Origin of the sequence: Streptomyces eurocidicus, assembly GCF_002891295.1 — a bacterium.
GTDB classification, from domain to species: Bacteria; Actinomycetota; Actinomycetes; order Streptomycetales; family Streptomycetaceae; genus Streptomyces; species Streptomyces eurocidicus.
Map to the genome: position 1 here is coordinate 152379 of NZ_LGUI01000013.1, position 15327 is coordinate 167705.

General features: G+C 71.7%; 15 protein-coding genes. 1 reads left to right on the forward strand and 14 read right to left on the reverse strand.

Going from position 1 to position 15327, the window contains the following annotated elements:
* Nucleotides 1-34: 34 nt before the first annotated feature.
* The 6 genes from carB to pyrR form a co-directional block, all read right to left on the reverse strand.
* Nucleotides 35-3346, reverse strand: a complete 3312-nt coding sequence (carB, locus tag AF335_RS31380; RefSeq protein ID WP_102921810.1) for a carbamoyl-phosphate synthase large subunit — start codon at nt 3344-3346, stop codon at nt 35-37.
* Nucleotides 3339-4481, reverse strand: coding sequence for a glutamine-hydrolyzing carbamoyl-phosphate synthase small subunit (gene carA, locus AF335_RS31385; protein ID WP_102921811.1), 1143 nt, complete (start codon nt 4479-4481; stop codon nt 3339-3341). Before carA ends, carB begins: the two co-directional genes overlap by 8 nt.
* Nucleotides 4478-5059: a PH-like domain-containing protein gene (locus AF335_RS31390; protein ID WP_102921812.1), complete on the reverse strand. Its 582-nt coding sequence runs from the start codon at nt 5057-5059 to the stop codon at nt 4478-4480. Before AF335_RS31390 ends, carA begins: the two co-directional genes overlap by 4 nt.
* Entirely contained in the window at nt 5056-6342 is a 1287-nt protein-coding gene (locus AF335_RS31395) for a dihydroorotase (RefSeq protein ID WP_102921813.1), read from the reverse strand. Before AF335_RS31395 ends, AF335_RS31390 begins: the two co-directional genes overlap by 4 nt.
* Nucleotides 6342-7328 carry an aspartate carbamoyltransferase catalytic subunit gene (locus AF335_RS31400; protein ID WP_102921814.1) on the reverse strand — a complete coding sequence of 329 codons (987 nt, stop codon included), beginning with the start codon at nt 7326-7328 and terminating at the stop codon, nt 6342-6344. The genes AF335_RS31395 and AF335_RS31400 overlap by 1 nt, the downstream gene beginning before the upstream one ends.
* A 99-nt stretch (nt 7329-7427) precedes the next feature.
* Complete coding sequence (pyrR, locus tag AF335_RS31405; RefSeq protein ID WP_102921815.1) at nt 7428-8018, reverse strand: bifunctional pyr operon transcriptional regulator/uracil phosphoribosyltransferase PyrR; 591 nt, start codon at nt 8016-8018, stop codon at nt 7428-7430.
* Between the two features lie 196 nt (nt 8019-8214).
* On the opposite strand from pyrR, the gene bldD reads away from it, so the two are divergent.
* Nucleotides 8215-8715 carry a transcriptional regulator BldD gene (gene bldD, locus AF335_RS31410; RefSeq protein ID WP_004948690.1) on the forward strand — a complete coding sequence of 167 codons (501 nt, stop codon included), beginning with the start codon at nt 8215-8217 and terminating at the stop codon, nt 8713-8715.
* 76 nt (nt 8716-8791) lie between these two features.
* Here the strand turns inward: bldD and nusB are convergent, their stop codons facing one another.
* The 8 genes from nusB to aroC all read right to left on the reverse strand — a co-directional run bounded on the left by nusB (nt 8792) and on the right by aroC (nt 15275).
* Nucleotides 8792-9220 carry a transcription antitermination factor NusB gene (gene nusB, locus AF335_RS31415; protein WP_102921816.1) on the reverse strand — a complete coding sequence of 143 codons (429 nt, stop codon included), beginning with the start codon at nt 9218-9220 and terminating at the stop codon, nt 8792-8794.
* Nucleotides 9221-9222: 2 nt separating this feature from the next.
* Nucleotides 9223-9789 carry an elongation factor P gene (gene efp / locus AF335_RS31420; protein WP_102921817.1) on the reverse strand — a complete coding sequence of 189 codons (567 nt, stop codon included), beginning with the start codon at nt 9787-9789 and terminating at the stop codon, nt 9223-9225.
* A 49-nt stretch (nt 9790-9838) separates the two neighbouring features.
* Nucleotides 9839-10945, reverse strand: coding sequence for a M24 family metallopeptidase (locus tag AF335_RS31425; RefSeq protein ID WP_102921818.1), 1107 nt, complete (start codon nt 10943-10945; stop codon nt 9839-9841).
* A gap of 69 nt (nt 10946-11014) precedes the next feature.
* Nucleotides 11015-11698, reverse strand: coding sequence for an AAA family ATPase (locus AF335_RS31430; RefSeq protein WP_102921819.1), 684 nt, complete (start codon nt 11696-11698; stop codon nt 11015-11017).
* A gap of 323 nt (nt 11699-12021) precedes the next feature.
* Nucleotides 12022-12462, reverse strand: coding sequence for a type II 3-dehydroquinate dehydratase (aroQ, locus tag AF335_RS31435; protein ID WP_102921820.1), 441 nt, complete (start codon nt 12460-12462; stop codon nt 12022-12024).
* Nucleotides 12459-13550, reverse strand: coding sequence for a 3-dehydroquinate synthase (gene aroB / locus AF335_RS31440; RefSeq protein WP_102921821.1), 1092 nt, complete (start codon nt 13548-13550; stop codon nt 12459-12461). The genes aroQ and aroB overlap by 4 nt, the downstream gene beginning before the upstream one ends.
* Before the next feature lie 7 nt (nt 13551-13557).
* Nucleotides 13558-14094: a shikimate kinase gene (locus AF335_RS31445; RefSeq protein ID WP_102921822.1), complete on the reverse strand. Its 537-nt coding sequence runs from the start codon at nt 14092-14094 to the stop codon at nt 13558-13560.
* Complete coding sequence (gene aroC, locus AF335_RS31450) at nt 14091-15275, reverse strand: chorismate synthase (protein WP_102921823.1); 1185 nt, start codon at nt 15273-15275, stop codon at nt 14091-14093. Before aroC ends, AF335_RS31445 begins: the two co-directional genes overlap by 4 nt.
* Nucleotides 15276-15327 lie beyond the last annotated feature (52 nt).

Consider the following 15327-nt stretch of genomic DNA (forward strand, 5'->3'; position numbering starts at 1 on the left):
AGGGGGACACCGGTCGGTGTCCCCCTCCTGTGCCCTACGCCTCGCGGGCGGCGGTGAGCGCTCCGGCGTGTTCCTGGAGGGAACGGACGCCGACGTCGCCGCGGGTGAGCGCCTCGATGCCCTGGACGGCGGCGGCGAGCGCCTGGACCGTGGTCAGGCACGGGACCGCGCGGGCGACGGCGGCGGTGCGGATCTCGTAGCCGTCGAGGCGGCCGCCGGTGCCGTACGGGGTGTTGACGATCAGGTCGACCTGGCCGTCGTGGATGAGCTGGACGATGGTCTTCTCGCCGCCCGGGCCCTCGCCCTCGCTCTGCTTGCGCACGACGGTGGCGTTGATGCCGTTGCGCTTGAGGACCTCGGCGGTGCCGGAGGTGGCCAGCAGCTCGAAGCCGTGGGCGACCAGCTCACGGGCCGGGAAGATCATCGAGCGCTTGTCGCGGTTGGCGACGGAGACGAACGCGCGGCCCTTGGTGGGCAGCGCGCCGTACGCCCCGGCCTGCGACTTGGCGTACGCCGTGCCGAAGACCTTGTCGATGCCCATGACCTCGCCGGTGGAGCGCATCTCCGGGCCGAGGACGGTGTCCACGCCGCGGCCGGAGGCGTCGCGGAAGCGCGACCACGGCATCACGGCCTCCTTGACGGAGATCGGCGCGTCCAGCGGCAGGGTGCCGCCGTCGCCCTCCCGGGGCAGCATGCCCTCGGCGCGCAGCTCGGCGACGGTCGCGCCCAGCGAGATGCGGGCGGCGGCCTTGGCCAGCGGCACGGCGGTCGCCTTGGAGGTGAAGGGGACGGTGCGGGAGGCGCGCGGGTTGGCCTCCAGCACGTAGAGGATGTCCCCGGCCATGGCGAACTGGATGTTGATCAGGCCGCGGACGCCGACGCCCTTGGCGATGGCCTCGGTGGAGGCGCGCAGCCGCTTGATGTCGTGGCCGCCGAGGGTGATCGGGGGCAGCGCGCAGGCGGAGTCGCCGGAGTGGATGCCGGCCTCCTCGATGTGCTCCATGACGCCGCCGAGGTAGAGCTCCTCGCCGTCGTAGAGCGCGTCGACGTCGATCTCGATGGCGTCGTCGAGGAAGCGGTCGATGAGGACCGGGTGCTCGGAGATCAGGCCGGCGTGCCGCTCCAGGTAGCCGCCGAGGGAGGGCTCGTCGTAGACGATCTCCATGCCGCGGCCGCCGAGCACGTAGGACGGGCGGACCATGACCGGGTAGCCGATCTCGGTGGCGATGGCCTTGGCCTCGTCGAAGGAGAAGGCGGTGCCGTACTTCGGCGCGGGCAGCCCGGCCTCGGTGAGCACGCGGCCGAAGGCGCCGCGCTCCTCGGCGAGGTCGATGGCCTCGGGCGAGGTGCCGACGATCGGCACGCCGTTGTCCTTGAGCGCCTGGGCGAGGCCGAGCGGGGTCTGGCCGCCGAGCTGGACGACGACGCCCGCGACGGGACCGGCGAGGGTCTCGGCGTGGACGATCTCCAGGACGTCCTCCAGGGTGAGCGGCTCGAAGTAGAGCCGGTCGGAGGTGTCGTAGTCGGTGGAGACGGTCTCGGGGTTGCAGTTGACCATCACGGTCTCGTAGCCCGCGTCGCTGAGCGCGAAGGAGGCGTGGACGCAGGAGTAGTCGAACTCGATGCCCTGGCCGATGCGGTTCGGGCCCGAGCCCAGAATGATCACCGCGGGCTTCTCGCGCGGCGCGACCTCGGTCTCCTCGTCGTAGGACGAGTAGAAGTACGGGGTCTTCGCGGCGAACTCGGCGGCGCAGGTGTCGACCGTCTTGTAGACCGGGCGGACGCCGAGCGCGTGCCGGACCTCGCGGACGACGTCCTCGCGCAGGCCGCGGATGCCGGCGATCTGGGCGTCGGAGAAGCCGTGCCGCTTGGCCTCGGCGAGGATGCCCGGCTCCAGCTTCTCGGCGGCGCGGACCTCCTCGGCGATCTCGTTGATCAGGAAGAGCTGGTCGACGAACCAGGGGTCGATCTTCGTGGCGTCGAAGACCTCCTCGGCCGTGGCACCGGCGCGGATGGCCGCCATGACCGTGTTGATCCGGCCGTCCGTGGGGACGACGGCCTTCGCCAGCAGCTCCGCCTTGTCGCCGGGCGCCGAGACGAAGTCGAACTGCGAGCCCTTCTTCTCCAGCGAGCGCAGGGACTTCTGGAGCGCCTCGGTGAAGTTGCGGCCGATGGCCATGGCCTCGCCGACCGACTTCATGGTCGTGGTGAGGGTGGCGTCGGCGGCCGGGAACTTCTCGAACGCGAAGCGGGGGGCCTTGACCACGACGTAGTCGAGCGTGGGCTCGAAGGAGGCCGGGGTCTTCTCGGTGATGTCGTTGGGGATCTCGTCCAGCGTGTAGCCGACGGCCAGCCGGGCCGCGATCTTGGCGATCGGGAAGCCGGTGGCCTTGGAGGCGAGCGCCGAGGAGCGCGAGACGCGCGGGTTCATCTCGATGACGATGATCCGGCCGTCCTCGGGGTCCACCGCGAACTGGATGTTGCAGCCGCCGGTGTCGACGCCGACCTCGCGGATGATCGCGATGCCGATGTCGCGCAGCCGCTGGTACTCGCGGTCGGTGAGGGTCATCGCCGGGGCGACGGTGATCGAGTCACCGGTGTGCACGCCCATCGGGTCGAAGTTCTCGATGGAGCAGACGACCACGACGTTGTCGTTCTTGTCGCGCATCAGCTCCAGCTCGTACTCCTTCCAGCCGAGGATGGACTCCTCCAGGAGCACCTCGGTGGTCGGGGAGAGCGTGAGGCCCTGGCCGGCGATGCGGCGCAGCTCGTCCTCGTCGTGGGCGAAGCCGGAGCCGGCGCCACCCATGGTGAAGGAGGGGCGGACGACGACGGGGTAGCCGCCGAGCGTGTCGACGCCCGCGATGACCTCGTCCATGGTGTGGCAGATGACCGAGCGGGCGGACTCGCCGTGGCCGATCTTGGCGTTGACGGCCTCGACGACGCCCTTGAAGAGGTCGCGGTCCTCGCCCTTGTGGATGGCCTCGACGTTGGCGCCGATCAGCTCGACGCCGTACTTCTCCAGGACGCCGTTCTCGTGCATGGAGATCGCGGTGTTGAGCGCGGTCTGGCCGCCGAGGGTGGGCAGGAGGGCGTCGGGGCGCTCCTTGGCGATGATCTTCTCGACGAACTCCGGGGTGATCGGCTCGACGTACGTGGCGTCGGCGATCTCCGGGTCGGTCATGATCGTGGCCGGGTTGGAGTTGACCAGGATGACCCGCAGGCCCTCGGACTTCAGGACGCGGCACGCCTGGGTCCCGGAGTAGTCGAACTCGGCGGCCTGACCGATGACGATCGGGCCGGAGCCGATGACCAGAACGGACTGGATGTCGGTGCGCTTAGGCACGCTGGCCCTCCATCAGGGTCACGAAGCGGTCGAACAGGTAGGCGGCGTCGTGCGGGCCCGCCGCCGCTTCGGGGTGGTACTGGACGCTGAAAGCCGGCTGGTCGAGCAGCTGGAGGCCCTCCACCACGTTGTCGTTGAGGCACACGTGGGAGACCTCCACCCGGCCGTAGGGCGTGTCGGTCGCCGCGTCGAGCGGGGCGTCGACGGCGAAGCCGTGGTTGTGCGCGGTGACCTCGACCTTGCCGGTCGTGCGGTCCTGCACGGGCTGGTTGATGCCCCGGTGGCCGTACTTCAGCTTGTAGGTGCCGAAGCCGAGCGCGCGGCCCAGGATCTGGTTGCCGAAGCAGATGCCGAACAGCGGCGTCTTCCGGGAGAGGACCTCGCGCATCACGGCGACCGGGTGGTCGGCGGTGGACGGGTCGCCCGGGCCGTTGGAGAAGAACACGCCGTCGGGGTTGACGGCGTAGACGTCCTCGGCGGTGGCCGTGGCGGGCAGCACGTGCACCTCGATGCCGCGCTCGGCCATCCGGTGCGGGGTCATGCCCTTGATGCCGAGGTCGATCGCGGCGACGGTGAACTTCTTCGCACCGATCGCGGGGACGACGTAGGTCTCCTTGGTGGCGACCTCGGCGGAGAGGTCGGCGCCCTGCATCTCGGGGGCCTGGCGGACCTCGGCGAGCATCGTGCCCTCGTCGGGCAGGCTGTTGCCGGAGAAGATGCCGACGCGCATGGCGCCGCGCTCGCGCAGGTGGCGGGTGAGCGCGCGGGTGTCGATGCCGCTGATGCCGACGACGCCCTGCTTGACCAGCTCCTCGTCGAGGGAGCGGCGCGAGCGCCAGTTGGAGGGCATCCGGGCGGGGTCGCGGACGACGTAGCCGGCCACCCAGATCCGACCGGACTCGGGGTCCTCGTCGTTCACGCCGGTGTTGCCGACGTGCGGGGCGGTCATGACGACCACCTGGCGGTGGTACGAGGGGTCGGTCAGGGTCTCCTGGTAACCGGTCATGCCGGTGGAGAACACCGCCTCGCCGAAGGTCACCCCCACGGCCCCGTAGGCGCGGCCGCGGAACATCCGGCCGTCCTCCAGGACGAGTACGGCGGGAGCGTGCGCGGCTCCCCTGGTGGAGGTCGTCATCGTGCGCCTTCCATGTCGTGTCGGTTCGAGTGGTGCTGTGCGGTGAGGGCCTCGGCCCAGGCCGCGTGCTCGGCGGCCCGGTCGGAGCGGAAGCCGGAGTCGATCTCCCGGCCGCCGTGCTCCCAGGTGATCACCAGCAGTCCGCCCTCGGCGAGGACCTTGCCGGCGATGCCCTTGTCGAGGCGGGCGCCGCGGAGCGCGGCGGCGGGGATGAAGAAGTCCTCCGCGCCGGGCCGTACGACGCCGACGCCCTGGTCCGTCAGGGTGAGCTCGGCCCGGCTGCGGGTGCCGAGGCCACGGGCCACGATGCGGTCGAGCCACTGCCCGGCGGTGGTGGAGCCGTGGTAGCGGCCCGTCATCGTCAGGGTGGCCGCGCCGGGCTCCTCGGGGGCGGTGGGCAGCTCGGGCAGGTCGCCCTGGAGCGTGCCGCGCCACTTCCAGCCCTCGCGCATCAGCCAGTAGACGAGCGCGATGAAGAGCAGCAGTCCCACGACCCAGCCGATGCGTGCGGCCCAGTCGGTCACCTGCTGGGACTTCTCCTCAGCTGCGAGCGTTGTCAGAGTGTGCAGAGGTGTCACGCCAGTTTCCCGTCCACGACCGTCGCGCGGCCCCGCAGGAAGGTGTGGGTGACGCGACCCGGCAGCTCACGCCCCTCGTAAGGGGTGTTCCGGCTGCGGGAGGCGAAGCCCGCGGGGTCCACGACACCACGGTAAGCCGAATCGACCAGCGTGAGGTTGGCGGGCTCCCCGGGAGCGATGGGGCGGCCGTGGCCGGAGAGGCTGCCGATGCGGGCGGGGGTGGCGGACATCCGGTCGGCGACGCCGGCCCAGTCCAGCAGCCCGGTCTCGACCATCGTGTGCTGGACGACGGAGAGCGCGGTCTCCAGGCCGACCATGCCCATGGCGGCCGCGGCCCACTCGCAGTCCTTGTCCTCGTGCGGGTGCGGGGCGTGGTCGGTGGCGACGATGTCGATCGTGCCGTCGGCCAGAGCCTCGCGCAGCGCCAGCACGTCGCGCTCGGTGCGCAGCGGCGGGTTCACCTTGTAGACGGGGTTGTACGAGCGGACGAGGTCGTCGGTGAGGAGCAGGTGGTGCGGGGTGACCTCGGCGGTGACGTCGATGCCGCGCGACTTGGCCCAGCGGACGATCTCGACCGAGCCGGCCGTCGAGAGGTGGCAGATGTGCACCCGGGAGCCGACGTGCTCGGCGAGGAGGACATCGCGAGCGATGATCGACTCCTCGGCGACGGCGGGCCAGCCGCCGAGGCCCAGCTCGGCGGAGACCACGCCCTCGTTCATCTGGGCGCCCTCGGTGAGGCGGGGCTCCTGGGCGTGCTGGGCGACGACGCCGCCGAACGCCTTCACGTACTCCAGGGCGCGGCGCATGATCACGGCGTCGTCGACGCACTTGCCGTCGTCCGAGAAGACGGTGACCCCGGCGGCGGACTCGTGCATGGCACCGAGCTCCGAGAGCTGCTTGCCCTCCAGACCGACGGTGACGGCGCCGATGGGCTGTACGTCGCAGTAGCCGGACTCCTTGCCCAGCCGCCAGACCTGCTCGACGACGCCGGCGGTGTCGGCGACCGGGAAGGTGTTGGCCATCGCGAAGACGGCGGTGAAGCCGCCGCTCGCGGCGGCGCGGGTGCCGGTGAGGACGGTCTCGGAGTCCTCGCGGCCGGGCTCGCGCAGGTGGGTGTGCAGGTCGACCAGGCCGGGCAGCAGGATCTTGCCGTCGGCCTCGATCACCTGGGCGCCCTCGGCGCTCAGGCCGGTGCCGACCTGGGCGATGGTCTCGCCGTCGATCAGGACGTCCTGCGGCTCGCCGCCGAGGACCTTCGCACCACGGATCAGGATCTTGGACATTACTTGCTCTCCTCGGTGCGGGCGTTGTTCGTGGTGACGGCCGGCTCGGAGCCGCCCAGCAGCAGGTACAGGACGGCCATACGGGTGCTGACGCCGTTGGCGACCTGCTCGACGGCCGTGCAGCGGTCGGAGTCGGCGACCTCGGCGGTGATCTCCATGCCGCGGTTCATCGGGCCGGGGTGCATCACGATCGCGTGCTCGGGCATCTTCGCCATGCGGTCGCCGTCCAGGCCGTACCGGCGGGCGTACTCGCGCTCGGTCGGGAAGAAGGCGGCGTTCATCCGCTCGCGCTGCACCCGCAGCATCATCACGGCGTCGGACTTCGGCAGCACGGTGTCCAGGTCGTAGGAGACCTCGCAGGGCCAGCTCTCGACGCCGACCGGCACCAGGGTGGGCGGGGCCACCAGGGTGACCTCGGCGCCGAGGGTGGTCAGCAGGTGGACGTTGGAGCGGGCGACCCGGCTGTGCAGGACGTCGCCGACGATCGTGATCCGGCGGCCGGACAGGTCCCGGCCGAGGCCCGCGTCCCGGCCCACCAGGCGGCGGCGCATGGTGAAGGCGTCCAGCAGCGCCTGGGTGGGGTGCTCGTGGGTGCCGTCGCCGGCGTTGACGACGGCACCGTCGATCCAGCCGGAGTTGGCGAGCCGGTAGGGGGCGCCGGAGGCGTGGTGGCGGATGACGACGGCGTCCGCGCCCATCGCCTCCAGCGTCAGGGCCGTGTCCTTGAGCGACTCGCCCTTGGAGACCGAGGAGCCCTTGGCGGAGAAGTTGATGACGTCGGCGGAGAGCCGCTTGGCGGCGGCCTCGAAGGAGATGCGGGTGCGCGTCGAGTCCTCGAAGAAGAGGTTGACGACGGTGCGGCCGCGCAGGGTCGGAAGTTTCTTGATCGGCCGGTCGGCGACCCGCGCCATCTCCTCGGCGGTGTCGAGGATCAGGACGGCGTCGTCGCGCGTGAGGTCGGCGGCCGAGATGAGGTGGCGCTTCATCCGGTTGCTCCGTGGTTGAGGAGGTGTGGGGGGATATGAACGGGCGACGGCCGGGCATGCGGCTTCACGGGCCCGGGGTCACCGGGTCCGTGGGGGCTGCTACTGCTCGGCCGCGGCGGTCCCGCGCGTGCCGAGGAGGACGCTGTCGCGGCCGTCCTCCTCGGTGAGCTGGACCTTGACCGTCTCCCGCAGCGACGTGGGGAGGTTCTTGCCGACGTAGTCGGCGCGGATCGGGAGCTCGCGGTGGCCCCGGTCGACGAGGACGGCGAGCTGGACGGCGCGCGGCCGGCCGATGTCGCCCAGCGCGTCGAGCGCGGCGCGGATGGTGCGGCCGGAGAAGAGCACGTCGTCGACGAGGATCACCAGACGGCCGTCGACCCCCTCACCGGGGATCTCGGTGCGGGCCAGCGCGCGGGCGGGCCGCAGCCTCAGGTCGTCGCGGTACATCGTGATGTCGAGGGAGCCGACCGGGGTCTTGCCACCGGTGATCTCTTCGAGCTTGGCGGCCAGCCGACGGGCGAGGAAGACCCCGCGCGTGGGGATGCCGAGAAGCACCACATCGTCGGCGCCCTTGGCGCGTTCGACGATCTCGTGGGCGATACGGGTCAGGACCCGGGCGATGTCCGGTGCTTCGAGCACGGGACGGGCGGAGACGGAACCCGGAGGGTTTGCGTCACGGTGTGCGTCCATACGAAACGGACCTCCTTCTCCGCCTCACGGGACGGACTTTAAAGGACGTCGGATTAACAGTTTCACGGTACCAGGGTCCGCGCTGAACAGGCGCCATCGCCCCTGACGGGGGATGCTGTGGACCATTCGGCTTGACGAAGTCAGATTACGCTGCGTAACCTCACAGTGAGTTACCAGTCTTCGTCCGGGGAGCTTTATGTCCAGCGAATACGCCAAACAGCTCGGGGCCAAGCTCCGCGCCATCCGCACCCAGCAGGGCCTCTCCCTCCATGGCGTCGAGGAGAAGTCCCAGGGCCGTTGGAAGGCCGTCGTAGTGGGCTCGTACGAGCGCGGCGACCGTGCAGTGACCGTCCAGCGCCTGGCCGAGCTGGCCGATTTCTACGGCGTTCCGGTGCAGGAACTGCTGCCGGGCACCACTCCCGGCGGGGCCGCCGAGCCGCCGCCGAAGCTGGTCCTCGACCTTGAGCGCCTGGCCCATGTGCCGGCCGAGAAGGCGGGCCCGCTCCAGCGTTACGCGGCCACCATCCAGAGCCAGCGTGGCGATTACAACGGCAAGGTCCTGTCGATCCGCCAGGACGACCTCCGCACTCTTGCCGTGATCTACGACCAGTCGCCTTCGGTGCTCACCGAGCAGCTGATCAGCTGGGGCGTCCTGGACGCCGACGCGCGCCGCGCGGTCCAGCACGAGGACGCCTAGCCGTCCCGGTCATAAAAAAGAACCGCCGTGGGGGGCGGGAAACCCGATGGGTTTCCCGCCCCCCACGGCGGTTTCGTCATGCCCGGCGAAGACTCGGCTTGAGCTCCTTGAAGCGGCCGAGCAGGCCGTTGACGAAGGCCGGCGAGTCGTCGGTCGAGAACTCCTTGGCGAGCTGCACCGCCTCGTCGATCGCGACCGCGTCCGGAGTGCCGTCCTCCCAGATCAGCTCGTAGGCACCGAGCCGCACGATGTTCCGGTCCGCGACCGGCATCCGGTCCAGGTCCCAGTCGACCGCATAGGTGGCGATCAGCTCGTCGATGCGGGCGACGTGCTCGGCGTACCCCTCGACCAGCTGCATGGTGTACTCATTGACCGGCGGCTGCCGGTCGTCGGACCGCGAGTGCCGGATCCAGTCGGCGAGGACGGTCTGCACGGTGGTCCCGCGCTGATCGGCCTCGAAGAGGATCTGGAAGGCGCGCTTACGGGCCTTGCTGCGAGCGGCCACGGTTAGCTGTTCACCCGACCGAGGTAATCGCCGGTACGAGTGTCGACCTTGATCTTCTCACCGGTGGTGATGAAGAGCGGGACCTGGATCTCGTAGCCGGTCTCCAGCTTGGCGGGCTTGGAGCCACCGGTGGAGCGGTCGCCCTGGACACCCGGGTCGGTGTGCTCGATGGTCAGCTCGACGGCGGCCGGCAGCTCGACGTAGAGCACCTCGTCGCCGTGCTTCGCGACGACGGCCTCGAAGCCCTCGATCAGGAAGTTGGCGGCGTCGCCGACGGCCTTGCGGTCGACGTGCAGCTGGTCGTACGTGTCCATGTCCATGAACACGAAGTACTCGCCGTCCATGTACGAGAACTGCATGCCGCGCTTGTCGACGGTGGCCGTCTCGACCTTCACGCCCGCGTTGAAGGTCTTGTCGACGACCTTGCCGGAGAGCACGTTCTTCAGCTTCGTACGGACGAAGGCGGGGCCCTTGCCGGGCTTGACGTGCTGGAACTCGACGACGGACCAGAGCTGGCCCCCGTCGAGCTTGAGCACCATGCCGTTCTTGAGGTCGTTCGTGGATGCCACGGTTGCGGTATCTCCTGGGCTGGTGGAACCAGAAAGTGCGGTGCGCCCGTCAGAGCGCGAGCAGCTCTTTGGTCGTAATGGTGAGTAGCTCGGGTCCGCCGTCCGCTTCTGAGCGGACGACGAGCGTGTCATCGATCCGGACCCCGCCGCGCCCCGGGAGGTGAACCCCCGGATCTACGGTGACCGGCACGCAAGCGTCCAGTTTACCCATTGCCGAAGGCGTCAGCCGAGGGTCCTCGTCGTTTTCGAGTCCCACACCGTGTCCGATGCCCGGTCCGAGGCGCTCACCGTGCCCCGCGGCCTCCAGCACGACCCGCGCCGCGCGGTCCACGTCGCGGTACGGAGTGCCCGGTGCGAGGGCCTCCCGGCCCGCCCGCTGGGCCGCGAAGACCTGGTCGTACAGCTCGATCTGCCAGTCCGCCGGGGCGGTGCCGATGACGAACGTACGGGCGATCTCGCTGCGGTAGCCGCGGTAGTCGGCGCCCAGGCAGACGCTGAGGAAATCGCCCTCCTCGACCCGCCGGTCACCGGGCGTGTGACCCGCGAGCCCGGAGTTCGGCCCGGCGCCCACCGACGTCGGGAAGGCCGGCCCGGCCGCGCCGTGGTCCACCAGCCGGCGCTCCAGCTCCAGCGCCAGATGGCGCTCGGTCCGGCCGACCAGGATCGATTCGAGGAGCTCGCCGAGGGCCTGGTCGGCGATCTCCGCGGCGATCCGGAGCGCGGAGATCTCCTCGGGGTCCTTGACCAGCCGCTGCTGCTCCACGGCCGTGCCCAGGTCGTCCAGGCGCAGCCGGGGCGCGACCGAGCCCATGGCGCGGTGCCGGGCGACGGTGAGGTGGTGCTCCTCGACGGCCAGCGAGCCGACGCCCGCCCCGGCCGCCCGCTCGGCGGCGGCGACGGCCGGATCGCCGTCGGGCGCGGGCAGCACCAGGACCCGTACGTCCTCCGCGGGGTGGTCGGCCGCCCGGTCCCCGAAGGGGTCCGCGAGACAGCACAGGAGGTCCTGGCCGGGGCCCAGGAGCAGGGTGGCGCCCGGCGGGGCGCCACCGGCCAGATACCGGACGTTGGCGTCGCCGGACACCAGGGCGGCCTCGCTCCCGGCCGCCTCACAGCGCTCACGCAGCCGCGCGCGGCGCGCCGCGTACACCTCTGACATGCCTTCGAGCGTACGACCGGGCCGGACGACCGGCCGTCCCAGCGCGTCCGACCGGGCGCGCGGGCCGGGCTACCGGCCGGAGACCGGCGGGGCCGTCAGGGCACGGGCGACGATGTCGTCCAGGAGACGGCCCGTGGTGGCGACGTCCTGCTGGGAGTTGTCGATGATGGGCAGGCCCGAGCCGTACCAGCCGGCCATCCGGCCGTGGATCCGGGCGACCTCCTCGTCGCTGAGGCGGCGGTTGCCGGAGCGCTCCGCGTTGCGCTCCAGGACGACCTCAAGCCCCGGCAGCAGGACCACGGGCAGCAGACCGGGGCCCACGTGCCGCTTCCAGCCCCCGAGGCCGACGACGGGCCGGTCGGGGAAGACCGCGTCGTCGAGGATGCAGGAGATGCCGTTGGCGAGGAAGTTCCGGGCGGCGAAGCCGCAGGTGCGGCGGGCGAGCCGGTACTGCGCCTCGGAATGGTCGTTCCAGCCGGACTGCGGGTCGGCGAACCCGGACCGCACCCATTCGCGGACGTCGTCGAGGCTGATGTGGGCCGTGGGCACCCGGCGGGTGTCGGCCCAGTGCCGGGCGACGGTCGTCTTGCCCGCACCGGCCGGCCCGATGAGGAGCACCGCCACGGCGGGCGCCGGGGGCGCGGGCAGGGGGAAGTGGCCCGTGGGGGGTGCGGGGGGCATCGGGGGGTGGCCGCCCTGGCCCGCGGGGACGCCGGGGGCGTGGGGTGGTGGCGGTCCCACGGGGTGTTGCATCCGGTGGCTCCGTCTCGTTCGCGGCGAGGTGAAGGGGTGCGGGGTGGTCGGCCGGGGGTTGTTCCCCTACCCGCCCCTTCCCGTAACCGGGGGCTGACGCCCCCGGGCCCCCTTTCCGCGCTCCGCGCGGTGTCCTCAAACGCCGGACGGGCTGAATTCGCCCGGTTCCGGGCAACGATTCAGCCCGTCCGGCGTTTGAGGACCGGGGTCCGGGGCGGAGCCCCGGGAGCGGGAAGGGGCGGGGCCGGGGAAAAGCAACCCCCCGGCCAGACGGGAGCGTACCCGAGCCCGTTCCCGCGACCACCGCCGTGGGAACGCCCGCGTCAGCCCCCGAGTTCCTCCGCCAGCGCACGCAGCGCCAGCCGGTACGAACCGATGCCGAACCCCGCGATCGTCCCGCTCGCGACCGCCGCGATCACGGACGTGTGGCGGAACTCCTCCCGGGCGTACGGGTTGGAGATGTGCACCTCGACGAGCGGCGCGGTCCGCTGCGCCGCCGCGTCCCGCATCGCGTACGAGTAGTGGGTGAAGGCACCGGGGTTGATGACGACGGGCAGCGAGCCGTCGGCGGCCTCGTGCAGCCAGCGGACCAGCTCGCCCTCGTCGTTGGTCTCCCGGACCTCGACGGCGAGGCCGAGCTCCTTGCCGAGCCGGGTGCACTCCTCGACCAGCCCGGCGTAGGAGGTGGCGCCGTAGACATCGGGTTCCCGGGAGCCCAGACGGCCGAGGTTCGGCCCGTTGAGGACGAGCACCCGGCGGGTCATGACGCGATCTCCGCGTGGGCCGCCAGCAGCATCGCCGGGTCCGGCGATTCCAGGACCGTCGGCTTCGCGAGGCCGTCGAGGACGATGAAGCGCAGCCGGTCGCCGCGGGTCTTCTTGTCGATCTTCATATTCTCGACCAGCTTGGGCCACTGGTCACCGCGGTAGGTGACGGGCAGGCCCACGGACTCCAGGATCGCCCGGTGCCGGTCGGCGGTCGGGTCGTCCAGCCGGCCGGCGATCCGGCCGAGCTCGGCGGCGAAGACCATGCCGACGGAGACGGCCGCGCCGTGCCGCCAGTTGTAGCGCTCGTTCTTCTCGATCGCGTGGGCGAGGGTGTGGCCGTAGTTGAGGATCTCCCGCAGGCCCGACTCCTTGAGGTCCGAGGAGACCACCTCGGCCTTGACCCGGATGGCGCGCTCGATCAGCTCGGCGGTGTGCGGGCCCTCGGGCGTACGGGCCGCCGCCGGGTCCGCCTCGATCAGGTCGAGGATGGCCGGGTCGGAGATGAAACCGGCCTTGATGACCTCGGCGAGGCCGCTGACGTAGTCGTGGACCGGCAGCGACTCCAGGGCGGCCAGGTCGCACAGCACCCCGGCCGGCGGGTGGAAGGCGCCGACGAGGTTCTTGCCCTCGGCGGTGTTGATGCCGGTCTTGCCGCCGACGGCCGCGTCGACCATGGCCAGCACGGTGGTGGGCACGGCGATCCAGCGCACCCCGCGCAGCCAGGTCGCGGCGACGAAGCCGGCCACGTCGGTGGTGGCGCCGCCGCCGACGCCGACGATCACGTCGGTGCGGGTGAAGCCGGTCTGGCCGAGCGCCTTCCAGCAGTAGGCGGCGACCTCGACGGTCTTGGCCTCCTCCGCGTTGGGGAGCTGGATCGCGATGGCCTCGTAGCCCTGGGCGGCCAGGTCCGCGCGGAGCACCTCACCGGTCTCGGCGAGCGCCTCGGGGTGCAGCACGGCCACGCGCTGGGCCTGGGTGCCGATCAGGCCGGGCAGCTCGTCCAGCAGCTGGCGCCCGACCAGGACCTCGTACGGCGCGGTGCCCGCGCTGCCGGCGACCTGGATGCGGGTGGGGGCGTCGGTCATGCGTTCCTCACTGCGTGGTGTCGGGGGTACGGCCCCGGGACAGGGCCAGCGCGTCGAGCACGGCGTCGGCCACCTCGGCCGGGGTCCGGCCGCCGGTGGTGACGGTGGCGCGGGCGACCTCGGTGTACAGCGGGCGGCGCGCGGCCATCAGCTCGCGCCAGCGCTGCCGCGGGTTGACCGCGAGGAGCGGGCGGGGGGCGTCCAGGCCCACCCGGTGCACGGCGTCGGCGAGCTCGACGTCGAGGAAGACCACCGGCAGGCCTTTGAGCAGGGCGCGGGTGCCGTCGTCCATGATCGCGCCGCCGCCGAGGGCGAGCACCCCGGGGTGCTCGGCCACGGCGTCGCGGACGGCCTGCCGCTCCAGCTCGCGGAAGTGCGGCTCGCCCTCGTCGACGAAGATCTCCGGGATGGGCTTGCCGGCCCGCCGCTCGATGTCGGCGTCGGTGTCGCGGTAACCGGTGCCCAGCCGCTGCGCGAGCAGGGCACCGGTGGTGGACTTGCCGGATCCCGGCGGGCCCACCAGCACGACGACGGGCGGGGTCACTTGATGGCCAGGTTGTCGAGGTAGCCCTGGACGTTGCGGCGGGTCTCGGCGACGCTGTCGCCACCGAACTTCTCCGTCACCGCGTCGGCCAGCACCAGCGCCACCATGGCCTCGGCGACGATGCCCGCGGCGGGCACGGCGCAGACGTCGGAGCGCTGGTGGTGGGCCTGGGTGGCCTCGCCGGTGCTGACGTCGACGGTGGCCAGCGCGCGGGGCACGGTGGCGATGGGCTTCATGGCCGCCCGGACGCGCAGCAGCTCGCCGGTGGTCAGACCGCCCTCGGTGCCGCCGGAGCGGCCGGAGGTGCGGCGCAGGCCCTCGTCGGTGGCGACGATCTCGTCGTGCGCCTTGGAGCCGGGCACCCTGGCCAGCTCGAAGCCGTCGCCGACCTCGACGCCCTTGATGGCCTGGATGCCCATCAGGGCGGCGGCCAGCCGGGCGTCGAGACGGCGGTCCCAGTGGACGTGCGAGCCGAGGCCGACGGGCACGCCGTAGGCGAGGACCTCGACGACGCCGCCGAGGGTGTCGCCGTCCTTGTGGGCCTGGTCGATCTCGGCGACCATCGCCTTGCTCGCGGCCTCGTCCAGGCAGCGCACCGGGTCGGCGTCGAGCCGCTCGACGTCGGAGGGCTCGGGGTAGACGCCGTAGGGCGCCTTGGCGGCGGCCAGCTCCACGACGTGCGAGACGATCTCGATGCCGGCCGTCTCCTTGAGGAAGGAGCGGGCGACGGCGCCGAGGGCGACACGGGCGGCGGTCTCGCGGGCGGAGGCGCGCTCCAGGACCGGGCGGGCCTCGTCGAAACCGTACTTCTGCATTCCGGCGAGGTCCGCGTGGCCGGGGCGCGGGCGGGTCAGCGGGGCGTTGCGGGCCAGCGCGGCGAGCTCGGCCGGGTCGACCGGGTCGGCCGCCATGACCTTCTCCCACTTGGGCCACTCGGTGTTGCCCACCATGACCGCGATCGGGGAGCCCATGGACAGGCCGTGGCGCACACCGCCGAGGAAGGTGACCTCGTCGCGCTCGAACTTCATCCGGGCGCCGCGTCCATAGCCGAGGCGTCGCCGGGCCAGGTGGTCCGCCACCATGTCGGTGGTGATCGGCACACCGGCGGGGAGACCCTCCAGCGTCGCCACCAGTGCCGGACCATGCGACTCTCCGGCCGTCAGCCAGCGCAACCTGCTCAACGGGACTCCTCTACTCGCACCACGGATCATGCAGTGGCGCGCCGCGGGGGCA

Coding starts and splice junctions, on each gene's coding strand:
- carA (WP_102921811.1), bottom strand. CDS start 4,481: ATGACGACCTCCACCAGGGGAGCCGCGCACGCTCCCGCCGTACTCGTC.
- AF335_RS31395 (WP_102921813.1), bottom strand. CDS start 6,342: ATGTCCAAGATCCTGATCCGTGGTGCGAAGGTCCTCGGCGGCGAGCCG.
- AF335_RS31400 (WP_102921814.1), bottom strand. CDS start 7,328: ATGAAGCGCCACCTCATCTCGGCCGCCGACCTCACGCGCGACGACGCC.
- pyrR (WP_102921815.1), bottom strand. CDS start 8,018: ATGGACGCACACCGTGACGCAAACCCTCCGGGTTCCGTCTCCGCCCGT.
- bldD (WP_004948690.1), top strand. CDS start 8,215: ATGTCCAGCGAATACGCCAAACAGCTCGGGGCCAAGCTCCGCGCCATC.
- AF335_RS31425 (WP_102921818.1), bottom strand. CDS start 10,945: ATGTCAGAGGTGTACGCGGCGCGCCGCGCGCGGCTGCGTGAGCGCTGT.
- AF335_RS31430 (WP_102921819.1), bottom strand. CDS start 11,698: ATGCAACACCCCGTGGGACCGCCACCACCCCACGCCCCCGGCGTCCCC.
- aroQ (WP_102921820.1), bottom strand. CDS start 12,462: ATGACCCGCCGGGTGCTCGTCCTCAACGGGCCGAACCTCGGCCGTCTG.
- aroB (WP_102921821.1), bottom strand. CDS start 13,550: ATGACCGACGCCCCCACCCGCATCCAGGTCGCCGGCAGCGCGGGCACC.